The organism is Streptomyces sp. JW3 (assembly GCF_052216785.1).
Classification (GTDB): Bacteria; Actinomycetota; Actinomycetes; order Streptomycetales; family Streptomycetaceae; genus Streptomyces.
Window position 1 is genome coordinate 1 of record NZ_JBQOUX010000096.1, and the last position, 12,914, is coordinate 12,914.

11 protein-coding genes are annotated in these 12,914 nt (G+C 71.6%); 9 read left to right on the forward strand and 2 right to left on the reverse strand.

The features are described 5' to 3' along the window. Positions 1-35: 35 nt before the first annotated feature. Positions 36-2,804 carry a penicillin acylase family protein gene (locus ACTT8P_RS29610; protein ID WP_442834842.1) on the reverse strand — a complete coding sequence of 923 codons (2,769 nt, stop codon included), beginning with the start codon at positions 2,802-2,804 and terminating at the stop codon, positions 36-38. A gap of 233 nt (positions 2,805-3,037) precedes the next feature. Between ACTT8P_RS29610 and ACTT8P_RS29615 the strand changes: the two genes are divergently transcribed. The 6 genes from ACTT8P_RS29615 to mscL all read left to right on the forward strand — a co-directional run bounded on the left by ACTT8P_RS29615 (position 3,038) and on the right by mscL (position 9,069). Further along, positions 3,038-4,573: a potassium/proton antiporter gene (locus ACTT8P_RS29615; protein ID WP_442834865.1), complete on the forward strand. Its 1,536-nt coding sequence runs from the start codon at positions 3,038-3,040 to the stop codon at positions 4,571-4,573. A 250-nt stretch (positions 4,574-4,823) separates the two neighbouring features. After that, complete coding sequence (locus tag ACTT8P_RS29620; protein WP_442834843.1) at positions 4,824-6,185, forward strand: MFS transporter; 1,362 nt, start codon at positions 4,824-4,826, stop codon at positions 6,183-6,185. A 67-nt stretch (positions 6,186-6,252) separates the two neighbouring features. Next, positions 6,253-6,567 (forward strand): FmdB family zinc ribbon protein, encoded by a 315-nt coding sequence (locus tag ACTT8P_RS29625; protein ID WP_442834844.1) that lies wholly within the window; start codon positions 6,253-6,255, stop codon positions 6,565-6,567. A 79-nt stretch (positions 6,568-6,646) separates the two neighbouring features. Next, positions 6,647-7,552: an S-methyl-5'-thioadenosine phosphorylase gene (locus ACTT8P_RS29630; RefSeq protein ID WP_442834845.1), complete on the forward strand. Its 906-nt coding sequence runs from the start codon at positions 6,647-6,649 to the stop codon at positions 7,550-7,552. Positions 7,553-7,710: 158 nt separating this feature from the next. After that, on the forward strand, positions 7,711-8,391 hold the full coding sequence (locus ACTT8P_RS29635) for an RcpC/CpaB family pilus assembly protein (RefSeq protein WP_442834846.1): 681 nt from the start codon (positions 7,711-7,713) through the stop codon (positions 8,389-8,391). A gap of 204 nt (positions 8,392-8,595) precedes the next feature. Further along, on the forward strand, positions 8,596-9,069 hold the full coding sequence (gene mscL, locus ACTT8P_RS29640) for a large conductance mechanosensitive channel protein MscL (protein WP_442834847.1): 474 nt from the start codon (positions 8,596-8,598) through the stop codon (positions 9,067-9,069). Between the two features lie 13 nt (positions 9,070-9,082). On the opposite strand, the gene ACTT8P_RS29645 is transcribed toward mscL, so the two are convergent. After that, positions 9,083-9,262, reverse strand: coding sequence for a hypothetical protein (locus ACTT8P_RS29645; RefSeq protein WP_442834848.1), 180 nt, complete (start codon positions 9,260-9,262; stop codon positions 9,083-9,085). Positions 9,263-9,303: 41 nt separating this feature from the next. Between ACTT8P_RS29645 and ACTT8P_RS29650 the strand changes: the two genes are divergently transcribed. The 3 genes from ACTT8P_RS29650 to ACTT8P_RS29660 all read left to right on the forward strand — a co-directional run bounded on the left by ACTT8P_RS29650 (position 9,304) and on the right by ACTT8P_RS29660 (position 12,907). Then, complete coding sequence (locus ACTT8P_RS29650) at positions 9,304-10,332, forward strand: P1 family peptidase (RefSeq protein ID WP_442834849.1); 1,029 nt, start codon at positions 9,304-9,306, stop codon at positions 10,330-10,332. Positions 10,333-10,606: 274 nt separating this feature from the next. After that, a complete protein-coding gene (locus tag ACTT8P_RS29655) occupies positions 10,607-11,812 on the forward strand; it encodes a L,D-transpeptidase (protein ID WP_442834850.1) in 1,206 nt (401 codons plus the stop codon). Positions 11,813-12,001: 189 nt separating this feature from the next. Further along, the gene (locus tag ACTT8P_RS29660) at positions 12,002-12,907 is read left to right on the forward strand and encodes a DUF6227 family protein (RefSeq protein ID WP_442834851.1); all 906 of its coding nucleotides are present in this window, start codon (positions 12,002-12,004) and stop codon (positions 12,905-12,907) included. Positions 12,908-12,914: the final 7 nt, after the last annotated feature.

Sequence of the window (12,914 nt, forward strand, 5' to 3'; positions counted from 1 at the left end):
CCCCCCCCCCCCCATGACACCCCGAAGGTGTGCCGCTACGGCTTGAGCACCAGGGTGTCGCTCGTGCTCTTGTCGACCGCCGCGTCGGTGAACGACCAGGGCAGCAGCTCACCCTCGGCCCACTTGTCGGTCTGGTCGGTGTAGTGGGCGCTGAAGGCGTGCCCGGAGGCACCGGAGAGGTTGATCCACCGCGACTTGTCGAGGTCGTCGAGGTTGACCACCATCCGCATGGACGGCACCCAGAGCACGCCGTACCCGCCGGCCGCGTTCCACCCGGTGGCGTTGACGGCCGCCTCGCCGCCGCTGAGCTCCCAGGGGCCGCGGTTGAGGGCGTACTTCAGGAAGCTGGGGCCCTCGGTGCCGAGCGTCTGGTTCTTCAGGAACAGGCGGTGCAGCCGGCCCCAGCTCCAGGTGTCGATGTCCTTGCCGAGCTTGGCGGTCAGCTCCCAGCGGGCGTCGACCATGGCCCGCTTGAACAGGTCGTCGCGGTTGTTCTCGGCGCCCTTGCGGGTGCCGTTGGCGGGCGTCGTCCACCAGTCGCTGTCGGTGTCCTTGAGCAGCGTGCGGACCACCTCGAACCAGCGGTCGCCGCCGTCCGGCTGGGCCTGGTCCGCCTCGCGCTGGCCGCACTCGCGGACCTTCTGCGTCTCGTCGGCGGGCCCGGTGGTGTTGACCGGGTCGACCCACAGGCACTGGCCCTTGACCCGCAGTTCCTTGGGCAGCTTGTTGCCGAAGGCCAGCTTGACGATGTTGCGCCAGGTGGCGTTGAAGTACGCGGCGGCGGCCGAGTCGGCGTCCTGGGTGTAGTCCCAGCCCTCAAGGAGCTTCTGCGCCTCGCGGACATCGGGGTCGTCGACGTCGATCTTCAGCAGGTAGGGCACCAGCAGCTTGGCGATCTCGCTGCTGTTGTCCAGCTGCATCTGGCGCATGTCGTCGGTGGAGACCTTGCCGCCGTCCTTGATCTTCTGCTCGATCAGGGAGGTGATCCGCTGGCTGCGGGTGCCGTAGCCCCAGTCGGTGGTGAGGGTGTACGGGTACGTGTCCTCGTCGACGACGGCCTGGTTGGCGGTGACGATGTAGCCGCGCTCCGGGTTGTACTCGTAGGGCAGTTCGTCGTCCTCGATGTACTTGCCGGTCCAGCGGTAGTCGGGGTCCCAGCCGGGCGCCGGGAGCGAGCCGTCGTCGCCGTCCGCGCGGATCGGGATCCGGCCGGGCAGCGTGTAGCCGATGTTGCCGTCGGTGTCGGCGTAGACCAGGTTCTGCGAGGGCACGTCGAACTTGGCCGCCGCCGCGCGGAACTCGTTCCAGTCGCCCGCGCGGTCGATCTCGAAGACGGCGTCCATGGAGGTGCCGGCCTCCAGGGCGGTCCAGCGCAGTGCGACGCCGTAGCCGTCACCGCGGTCGGGCGCGGCGGCCTCGACGCCGGCCTTCTTGCCGACCTTGACCAGTTCGTCGTCGCGGTCGGAGAGCAGCGGCCCGTTGTTGGTCTCCCGGACGACGATCTTCTTCGACGTGCCGCCGGCGACCTTGATGGTCTCCTCGCGGGTCTCGAAGGGGACCACCTTGCCGTCGTACTGGTAGCCGTCGCCGGTGATCTTCTCCAGGTAGAGGTCGCTGACGTCGACGCCGGAGTTGGTCAGCCCCCAGGCGATCTCCTGGTTGTGTCCGACTATCACGCCGGGCATGCCCGCGAAGGTGTAGCCGGTGACGTCGTACTGGCACTTGGCCGAGACGCTGCGGCAGTGCAGGCCCATCTGGTACCAGACCGAGGGCAGCGACGGCGACAGGTGCGGGTCGTTGGCCAGCAGCGGCTTGCCGGTGATGGTGTGCTCGCCGGAGACCACCCAGGAGTTGGAGCCGATGCCGTCGCCGTTCACGCCGACGGCGGTGGGCAGGTCGTCCAGGACGTCCTGGAGGCCGGAGAGCTGGCTCTGGAGCACGGTGGAGCCGGAGGTGCCGGTTCCCGTGCTGTCGGAGACGCCGGTGCCGGAGGTGCTGCCGCCCGTGGCGCTGTCGCCGCCCTCGAAGGTGCCGGTCAGCTCGTTGTACTGGCCCTCCTGGACGATCGCCTTGTTGCGGTCGTAGGGGTAGTCCGGGTACAGGTCGGCGATCTGCTCCGGGCCGAGCCGGCTGGTCATCAGGGCGCGGTCGATCTCGTCCTGCATGTTGCCGCGCAGGTCCCAGGCCATCGCCTTGAGCCACGCGATGGAGTCGACCGGGGTCCACTCCTCGGGCGTGTAGTCGTTGGTGAAGCCCAGGGCGGCGTACTCCAGGGAGATGTCCGCGCCGTCCTTGCCCTTCAGGTAGGCGTTGACCCCCTTGGCGTACGCCTGGAGGTACTGCTTCGTGGAGTCGGAGAGCGTCTCCTCGTACTCCTTCTGCGCCACCCGGTCCCAGCCCAGCGTGCGCAGGAACTCGTCGTTGTCGACCTGCCCCTTGCCGAACATCTCGGACAGGCGCCCCGAGGTCATGTGCCGGCGCACGTCCATCTCGTAGAACCGGTCCTGCGCCTGGACGTAGCCCTGTGCCATGAACAGGTCCGCGTCGGAGGAGGCGTAGATCTGCGGGATGCCGTACGAGTCGCGCTTGACGTCGACCGGCCCCGACAGGCCGTCCAGTGTGATCGATCCCTTGGTCTGCGGGAAGGAGGCGCGGACGGTGCTGATGGACCAGTACGCCCCGTAGGCGAGGCCACCGATGACGGCCAGCACCAGCACGAGGACCATCAGTTTGGCTCTGCGCCCCTTCTTCCTCGCGGACTTGGCGGGCCGGTGGCCCGAAGAGGCGGTGTTGGTGGGGGGCATCGCTGTCCTTGCTGTCCTAACACGAGCGGCAGGGGCGGGCTGTGCTTTCTGCTGCGCTGCTTCTCTGCTGCGCTTCCGACTGACTGAACGCTGGAGCAACCATAGGCGCAGGGCCTGGCCGCCCTTGACGCGGAGTCGGGAACCGGCGCGGACGGACGTTCGATCATGCCAAGGTGAGCGTCAAGAAAGCGTCAAGAGTTAGGTAAGGTAACGAAGTACTTGTCTCGTCCGTCATATGCCGGAAGGAACGGCCCCTGACTGTCCACCACCTCAACCAGCTCCTGCTCGTCTGCTCACTCGTCCTGCTCATCGCCGTCGCGGCGGTCCGGATCTCCTCGCGCAGCGGGCTGCCCAGCCTGCTCGTCTACCTGGCCATCGGTATCGCCATGGGCCAGGACGGCATCGGCGACGTCAAGTTCGACAACGCCGAACTGACCCAGGTCATCGGATACGCCGCCCTGGTGGTGATCCTGGCCGAGGGCGGCCTCGGCACCAAATGGCAGGAAGTGCGACCCGCCCTGCCGGCCGCCTCCGCGCTGGCCCTGGCCGGCGTCGCGGTGAGCGTCGGCGTCACCGCGGCGGGCGCCCACTACCTGACCGGGCTGGAGTGGCGGCAGGCACTGATCATCGGGGCGGTCGTCTCCTCCACCGACGCCGCGGCCGTCTTCTCGGTGCTGCGCCGCATCCCGCTGCCGTCCCGGATAACGGGCACCCTGGAGGCCGAGTCCGGCTTCAACGACGCCCCCGTGGTCATCCTGGTGGTCGCCTTCTCCACGGCCGGCCCCATGGAGCACTGGTACGTGCTGGTCGGCGAGATCTTCCTGGAGCTGGCCATCGGCGCCGCCATCGGGCTCGCGGTGGGCTGGCTGGGCGCCTGGGGACTGCGGCACGTCGCGCTGCCCGCCTCCGGCCTCTACCCGATCGCCGTCATGGCCATCGCCGTCACCGCCTACGCGGCCGGCGCCATGGCGCACGGCAGCGGCTTCCTCGCCGTCTACCTGGCCGCCATGGTGATGGGCAACGCCAAGCTGCCGCACTGGCCGGCCACCCGCGGCTTCGCCGACGGGCTCGGCTGGATCGCGCAGATCGGCATGTTCGTCCTGCTCGGCCTGCTGGTCACCCCGCACGAACTGGGCGACGACATCCTGCCCGCCCTCGTCATCGGCCTGGTGCTCACCATGGTGGCCCGGCCGCTGAGCGTCGTGCTGTGCCTGCTGCCGTTCCGGGTGCCCTGGCAGGAACAGACCCTGATGTCATGGGCGGGACTGCGCGGCGCGGTGCCCATCGTGCTCGCCACCATCCCCATGGTGCAGGGCGTCGACGGCAGCCGCCGGATCTTCAACATCGTCTTCGTCCTGGTCGTCGTCTACACCCTCATCCAGGGGCCGACGCTGCCGTGGCTGGCCCGCAAGCTGCGGCTGGGCGGCGGTTCCGGGGCGGCCGACCTCGGCATCGAGTCGGCGCCCCTGGAGCGGCTGCGCGGCCACCTGCTGTCCGTCGCGATCCCCGAGGGGTCGAGGATGAGCGGCGTCGAGGTGGGCGAGCTGCGGCTGCCGGCCGGGGCCGCGGTCACCCTCGTCGTCCGCGACGGCACCTCCTTCGTGCCGCTGCCCTCCACGGTGCTGCGGCTCGGCGACGAACTCCTCGTCGTCGCCACCGACCCGGTCCGGGACGCCGCCGAGAAACGGCTCCGCGCGGTGGGCCGCGGCGGCAAGCTGGCGAGCTGGCTGGGCACCGACGGGGAGGGCACGGGGACGGGGCCGGGGTGAGGTGTGTGTCCGTCGGGCTTTCGTCCAGGGGGCCGGTAGGCGCGTCGCTGTATACAATGGGCCGGTCACCTGATCGAACCAACTCTGCCTGACGCAGAGCTGGCGCGACCGTATGGCGGCCGGGCTGCACTTGTGCGACATCGTTCGACGGCTCCGGTATCTACCGCAGTCCGCGCAAGAGGACAGCTCTCGGCGCCGCCTCCCCCTATGCCGGGGAACCGCGCCACCAGGCGGCAGAAAGGCACGGACCGTGGCACCCACGGTCACCCCGGCGGCGGAGCCCACGGCCCGCCCGGGTTACGGGCAACTGCTGCGCACCCGCGGCGCCTGGACCTTCCTGGTCCCCGGCTTCGCCGCCCGCCAGCCCTTCGCGATGCTGACGATCTCCATCGTCCTCCTCGTCCAGCACACCACCGGCTCCTACGGGGCGGCGGGCGCCGCCGCGGCCGTCACCGGCGTCTCCATGGCGTTGTTCGCCCCCTGCAGCGGCCGGCTCGCCGACCGGCACGGACAGCGCGCCGTCCTCGTACCCGGCGTCCTGGTGCACGTCGCCTCGGGCCTGGTCCTGACGGTGCTGGCACTCGCCGACGCGCCCCTGTGGGCGCTGTTCGCCGCGGCGGTGCCCACCGGCGCCTCGGTGCCGCAGATCGGCCCCATGGTCCGCGCCCGCTGGGCGGTACGGCTCAAGGACTCGCCGCTGCTGCCCACCGCGGCGGCCTTCGAGTCCGTCACCGACGAACTCACCTTCGTCGTCGGCCCACTGCTGGCCACCGCCCTGTGCACGGCCCTGCACCCGGCCGCCGGCCTCGTCACGGAGGCCGCGCTGACCCTGCTGGGCGGTCTGCTCTTCGCCGCGCGGAAACGCACCCAGCCGTCCGTCGGCACGGGCGGCACGGGCGGCACGGGCGGCACGGGCGGCACGGGCGAGGCGGGCGGCACGGGCGAGGCGGGCGGCGCCGGGCGGGGCGGCGGGCACGCGCGCGTGCGGCACGTTCCGGCGCTGCGCGTCCCCGGGGTGCGGATCCTGGCCGTGGCCTTCCTGGGCATCGGTTCGGTCTTCGGCGGCATGCAGGTCGCGCTGGCCGCGTTCACCGAGTCGATCGGCGAGCCCGGCCTGAACGGCGCCCTGTACGGCACGTTCGCCGCGGGCAACATGCTCTCCGGTGTCGTCTGCGGCGCGATCGCCTGGAAGACGGCGCCGCGCCGCCGCCTGCTCGTCGGCTACACCGCGCTGGCCCTGACCGCGTCCGGCCTGTGGGCCGCGCAGTCGGTGCCGCTCCTGGCGGGCCTCGGCCTGCTGGTCGGCATGTGCATCGCGCCCACCCTGATCACCGGCTACACGCTCGTCGAGTCGCTGGTCCCGGCCGGCGCCCGCACCGAGGCGTTCACCTGGCTGACCGGCGCCGTCGCGCTCGGCCAGGCGGCCGCCGTCACGGTCGCCGGACAACTGGAGGACAAGGCCTGGGCGGGCGCCGGCTTCCTGGTGCCGATGGGCGGTACGGTGCTCGCCCTGGTGACCCTGCTGGCGCTGCGCTCCTGGCTGTCGGTGCCGCCGCACGGGCGGACCGTGGCACGTGGCGTGGGTCACCGCGAGCCCGCCGCAGTGGACTGATCCCCGGGAATACGTCACTATGGACCGTCGTTAGCACTCATCGAGTGAGAGTGCCAGGAGGAAGACAGTGCCGACGTACCAGTACCAGTGCACCGAGTGCGGCGAGGGCCTCGAGGCGGTGCAGAAGTTCACCGACGACGCTCTTACCGAGTGCCCCAACTGCGGTGGCCGCCTGAAGAAGGTGTTCTCGGCCGTCGGCATCGTCTTCAAGGGCTCCGGCTTCTACCGCAACGACAGCCGCGGCTCGTCGTCCAGCAGTTCCCCGGCGTCCTCCGCGAAGTCGACGTCCTCCTCGTCGGACACGAAGTCGTCGTCCTCGTCGTCCTCCGACTCCAAGTCGTCGGGCTCGAGCACCTCCTCCAGCAGCAGCTCCGCCGCCTGAGGACCCTTGTCCCGCAGGACCTCGCCGTCGTCCGACGGCGGGGTCTTCGGCGTTCCCGGGGGCGGTTAGGGTGCGGTCCATGGCGAACAAGGCGCGCGAGGCACACGAAGGACATGAGGCCCACCAGGCCCACGAGGCCCACCAGGCCCATGAGGCGCATGCCGAGATCGGTGTGATCGGCGGCTCCGGTTTCTACTCGTTCCTCGACGACGTGACCGAGGTCCGGGTGGACACCCCCTACGGGTCGCCCAGCGACTCCCTCTTCGTCGGCGAGGTCGCCGGCCGCCGGGTCGCCTTCCTCCCCCGGCACGGCCGCGGCCACCATCTGCCGCCGCACCGGATCAACTACCGCGCCAACCTGTGGGCGCTGCGCTCGGTGGGCGTGCGCCAGGTCCTCGGCCCCTCGGCGGTGGGCGGACTGCGCCCCGAGTACGGGCCCGGGACGCTGCTGGTGCCCGACCAGTTCGTCGACCGCACCAGCTCCCGGCTCTCCACCTACTTCGACGGACTGCCGCTGCCCGACGGCACCGTGCCGAACGTGGTGCACGTGTCGCTGGCCGACCCGTACTGCCCCGCCGGACGGTCCGCCGCGCTGAAGGCGGCCCGCGGGCGGGACTGGGAGCCGGTGGACGGCGGCACCCTCGTCGTGGTCGAGGGGCCGCGGTTCGGGACCCGCGCCGAATCGCTGTGGCACCGGGCGCAGGGCTGGTCGGTGGTGGGCATGACCGGTCATCCGGAGGCGGCGCTCGCCCGTGAGCTGGAGCTCTGCTACACCTCGCTGACCCTCGTCACCGACCTCGACGCGGGCGCCGAGACCGGCGAGGGCGTCTCGCACGACGAGGTGCTGCGGGTGTTCGCCGCCAACGTGGACCGGCTGCGGGGTGTCCTGTTCGACACGGTGGCCGCGCTGCCGGCCGCCGGGGCGCGGGACTGCGGGTGCGGGCGGGCGCTGGGCGGGATGGACCCGGGGATCGCGCTGCCGTGACGTGGTGGCGGGTCCTGGGGATTCGGGAGCGGAACGTCTCCTTCGGGTGAGCGGGTTGTCCACAACCCGTCGGTAGTCCACGGGGCCCGGCGAGCGGGAGCGCGAAGCCTCATCGTGGTGGGCGCAAGCCGGTCCCTCGTCGCAGGTGGTGGTTCACCGTGTCCTACAGCACTTCCTCTTCTTTCTCTTCTTCCTCTTCCTCTTCTTCTTCCTCTTCTTCCTTCGCGCACCGCCCGCCGGGTACGGACGCGCCGCCCACCTGTGAGGTGCCGCACTTCGCGCCGGTACGGGTGCCCGGCGGGCGGCACCAACTGCGCCGGCTGCTGCGGCACCGGCGGCGCGCCGTGGCCGCCGGGCTGGCCGTCACCGCCGCGGCCCTGGTGGCGGCGGGCCCGCACCCGGGGGCCGACGCCGACCGGGACGACCGGCGGGCGCGCGGGCATCCGGTGAGCGGGCGGGCACCGCAGCGTGCCGCGCCCCGGCTGGTGTCGGCGCCGGTGCGGATCGCCGACGCGGAGACGGTACGGCTGCTGCGGCCCGGCGACCGGGTCGACGTGGTGGCGGGCGGGACCGGGGGCGGGACCGGGGGCGGGACCGGGGGCGGAGCCACTGTGGTCGCCCGGGGCGCGCGGGTGACGGAGGTGCCGCAGAGCCTGCCGGCCACCCTGGACTCCGACTCCGACTCCGACTCCGACTCCGACTCCGACTCCGACTCCGACGGTACGGACGGTGGCGGCGGGGCGGGCGGCGCGCTGGTGGTGCTCTCGGTGCCGCGTGACACGGCGGCCCGGCTGGTCGGCGCGGGGGCCGGGGCACGGTTGGCGGTGACCCTGTGCTGAGGTCGACGCCGCTGCTGACTCGGACACCGCTGTCGGGTCGGACGCCGCTGCTGACTCGGACACCGCTGTCGGGTTCGACATCACCGACTCTGTCTCCGTCAAGTCCCTCGTTCGGGTGGCCCGATTGGACAGGGTGGACAGGCGCTGACGTAGGTTGCGGAGCGTTTTGTTCCACAAGCTGTTCATGCGAGGAGTGCGCCCGAGGTGAGCGAGAAGAAGCCGAGTGTCTGGCAGGGCTTCAAGGCCTTCCTGATGCGCGGGAACGTCATCGACCTGGCCGTGGCGGTCGTCATCGGCGCCGCCTTCACCAACATCGTGAACTCGGTGGTGAAGGGCGTCATCAACCCGCTCGTCGGAGCGTTCGGCACCAAGAGCCTGGAGCACTACAGCTCGTGCCTCAAGGCCCCCTGCGAGGTGGCGGACGACGGTACGGTCACCAGCGGCATCCCGATCATGTGGGGCTCCGTGCTCGGCGCCACCCTGACCTTCGTGATCACCGCGGCCGTCGTCTACTTCCTGATGGTCCTGCCCATGTCGAAGTACCTGGCCCGGCAGGAGGCCCGCCGCAAAGCCAAGGAGGGCACTCAGGAGGTCATCGAGGTGACCGAGCTGGAGGTGCTGAAGGAGATCCGGGACGCGCTGATCGCGCAGCGCGGGTCGGGGCACGACCAGCGGTAGGACGGCGCGGAGCTCACAGGTGGTGCGGCGGCTTCTCGTCGAGGAAGCGCCTCAGATCGGCCGCGGCGTCCTTGTCGCCCGGCCGCTCGCCCCACCCGCGGTCGGTGTCGTCCGCGGACTGCTGGTCCAGCGGATCGTCGAAGATCAGCGCCGGCTTCGGCGCGCGCGGCTCGGGGTCGGGGGCGGTGCTCATACCTCCAGGGTACGGCGCCCGCGCTGGACCACACTGGCGTCATGACAGTTGACGCATTGACGGACGTCGCCGGTCTGCGGGTGGGGCACGCGACGCGGACCGGCGGCGGGTGGCTCACAGGGACGACGGTCGTGCTGGCACCGGAGGGCGGTGCGGTCACCGCGGTGGACGTGCGCGGTGGCGGACCCGGCACCAAGGAGACCGACGCGCTCGATCCGCGCAACGTGGTGCAGCGGGTGGAGGCGGTCGTCCTGACCGGCGGCAGTGCCTACGGCCTGGACGCGGCGTCGGGCGTGATGGCCTGGCTGGAGGAACGGGGCCGGGGAGTGCGCGTCGGTCCGGACCCCACCCACGTGGTGCCGGTCGTGCCGGCCGCCTGTGTCTTCGACCTGGGGCGCGGCGGCGACTTCCGGGCCCGGCCGGACGCGGCGACGGGCCGGGCGGCGGTCGAGGCGGCCGACGCGAGCACGCCGGGGGCCGCCGTGGCCGAAGGGTGCGTGGGGGCCGGTACGGGGGCCGCGCTCGGGCTGCTGAAGGGCGGGGTGGGGACCGCGAGCACCGTCCTGGACTCGGGGTACACGGTGGCGGCGCTGGTGGTGGCCAACGCGGCGGGATCGGCGCTGGACGCGGAACGGGGGGTGCTGTACGGGGAGTTGCTGCTGGGCCACGACGTGGCGTATCCGGCGGCGCAGGTCCGCGAGGCGGCCCGGCGCCGGCTGGCCGAGGTCGCGGAGACGCACCCGCTGCCGCCGCTGAACACGACGCTCGCCGTCGTCGCCACCGACGCCGGCCTGTCCAAGGCACAGGCCCAGAAACTGGCCGGCACCGGGCACGACGGCATCGCCCGAGCGGTACGCCCCGCGCATCTGCTCAACGACGGGGACACGGTGTTCGCCATGGCGACCGGAGACCGTCCACTGGACACCGCCCAGCCGCTGGCCCTGAACGAACTGCTGGCAGCCGGCGCGGACACGGTGACGCGCGCCATCGTCCGAGCGGCACGCGCGGCCACCCCGGTGACCGGGGCGGGCGGGGCGTGGCCTTCGTATCGGGGGCTGTATGAGGGGTGACGGGGGCGGAAGGGGTGGGGCCCGGGGGGAGGGGGGGAGGGGAGGGGGCCCGGGTGGGGAGGGGGTGGGGGCGCCCCCCCCGGGTGACGGAGCGGGTTCGTACGGGAGCGGCAGGTGCGGCCCCCAGGAACCGGCGCCCCGCCCCGTCGCTTTGTCGCGGTTCTGTCACGCGGTGGCCTCCGTCGGGAACGGCGGGAACCCCGCCACCCCCGGGGGCGCTCCTCTCCCACGTACCCGAACGGATCGCGTACTTCACACCACCCTGGAGCAGCCCGTGACAACGCCGGACATAGCAACGCGGCGGCGCGTACTGGGGGTCAGTGCCGTCCTGATGGTCGGCGCTCTCGCCCTCACCGCCTGCGGCGGCAACGCCAGCGCCGGCATCGGCACCGACGCCAAGGATGCGGCCGCCGGGATCGCCATCTCGGCGAAGGACGGCTCGACCGGCGCGTCGATCAACAGCACCGAAGTCGAGGTCGACGGCGGCACGCTGACCGACGTACGCATGACCGTGGTGGGGTCGGACACGGAGGTGCCGGGGAGCCTGGCCGGGGACGGGGCGAGCTGGAAGCCGAAGGAGCAGTTGGAGCGCGGCACGAAGTACCGGATCACGGCGGCGGCGAAGACGGACGACGGAAAGAAGCTCTCCGCCGACTCGACCTTCACCACCGTCTCCGAGGCGAACAGCTTCATCGGGACGTACACGCCGGACGGCGGGGCGACGGTCGGCGTGGGGATGCCGGTGTCGTTCACGTTCGACAAGGCGATCACCGACAAGAAGGCCGTGCAGTCGGGCATCGAGGTCACCTCCAGCAGCGGGCAGAAGGTGGTCGGGCACTGGTTCAACGCGCAGCGGCTCGACTTCCGGCCCGAGGAGTACTGGAAGTCCGGCTCGAAGGTGACGACCAGGATCGACCTGGACGGGGTCGAGGGCGCCGACGGCGTCTACGGGGTGCAGCAGAAGACGGTCGCCTTCACCGTCGGCCGTTCCCAGGTCTCCACGGTCGACGCCGCCACCCAGACCATGACGGTGGTGCGCGACGGCAGTACCGTCAAGACCGTGCCGATCTCGGCGGGCAGCCCGGAGCACACCACGTACAACGGGCAGATGGTGATCTCCGAGAAGTTCGAGCAGACCCGGATGAACAGCCAGACGGTCGGGCTGGGCGGCGAGTACGACATCCCGGACGTGCCGCACGCCATGCGGCTGACCACGTCGGGCACCTTCGTGCACGGCAACTACTGGTACAGCAAGAGCAATCCGCCCTTCGGCAGCCAGGGCACCAGTCACGGCTGCGTGGGCATGGCCGACGTCCAGGGCGCTCAGGGCGACACCGACGCCGCGTGGTTCTACGACAGTTCCCTCGTCGGCGATGTCGTGATCGTCAAGCACTCGGCGGACAAGACGGTCGCGCCGGACAACGGGCTCAACGGCTGGAACATGGCGTGGAGCGAGTGGGCCGCGGGAAGCGCCGTCTGAAGCGTCGTCCGACCCAGCCAAGTACCGCCTGAACAGCAGATTTTGAGCACACGCGGCTCCGCGCGGGAACTTTTCGCGCGGGCCGCGTGTTTTTCATGCGTACGTTTTCTCGGTTCCCGGACATGATGTCCGACCGAGGGGCTACCGTATGCACCCACAAGGTGACATGCAGCAACGCCGGGAGAAACCTTGAGCGTTCCGTACGAGACCGCAGCGTACGAACCATCCGAGTCGCCCGAGTCTCCGCAGGAGCACCTCGCGCGACTGCTCGGGCGTGCCCTGAACTCGTTCGAACTGCCCGACGACACGCTGGGCGCACTGGACTGCGCGCTGGCCCACGACGCCTCGCTGCACTCCGCGCACCACAGCGCGGGGCTGCACCGCGAGACGTACCGGCACACCTGGCTGCTCGTCGACGGCTCCGCGCTGACCCTCTGGGAGCTGGTGTACAACACCACCCCGGGTGGCGCGGCGGAGCACGAGGTCTACGTCGACGACGAGGAGCTGCGCGCCGCCACCGCCCGGCTCCCGCTGCCCCCGGACGCCCCGGGCCCGCAGGACCCGTGGGGCCCGTTGAACGGGCTGGACCCGCTGGACCCGTTGAACGAACTGGACCCGCTGGACCCGTTGGACGGGCCGGACCTGCTGGACCCGTTGAGCGCGCCGGGTCTGCTCGACCCGTTGGACGGGCCGGACTTCGAGCTGCCGGTGACGGTCCGGATGGAGCTGGCCGAGCTGTTCTCCGTACCCGTTCCGCAGCTCGGCTATCTGCCCGACGGTTCGGCGGACCACGCGCGCCGGCTGCTGCGTCGCGCGGAGAACGCGGACCGGCCCGGCGCGGACACCGCCGAGCGGCTGACCACGGCGTTCGCGCACCAGATCACCCAGGCGTTCGGCCGCCCCGGCCGCGCGGGCCGGGCCGGGCTGCCCTTCTCGCTGTACGAGCACGCGTTCCTGCTCCGGGGCGGCGAGGAGGTCTCCCTCTGGGAGGTCGAGCACACGGCGACGCCCGACGGGCGGCACATGTGCGAGGTGTACGTCAGTGAGGACGCCGCCCGGCGGGCGATGGAGCGGCGGGCGGCCCGGCTGTCCTGACCCGGCC

What these genes read in the sequence shown, in the direction of transcription:
- ACTT8P_RS29610 (WP_442834842.1), bottom strand. Translation starts at nt 2,804, where the DNA reads ATGCCCCCCACCAACACCGCCTCTTCGGGCCACCGGCCCGCCAAGTCC.
- ACTT8P_RS29630 (WP_442834845.1), top strand. Translation starts at nt 6,647, where the DNA reads ATGGCGAACAAGGCGCGCGAGGCACACGAAGGACATGAGGCCCACCAG.
- ACTT8P_RS29650 (WP_442834849.1), top strand. Translation starts at nt 9,304, where the DNA reads ATGACAGTTGACGCATTGACGGACGTCGCCGGTCTGCGGGTGGGGCAC.
- ACTT8P_RS29645 (WP_442834848.1), bottom strand. Translation starts at nt 9,262, where the DNA reads ATGAGCACCGCCCCCGACCCCGAGCCGCGCGCGCCGAAGCCGGCGCTG.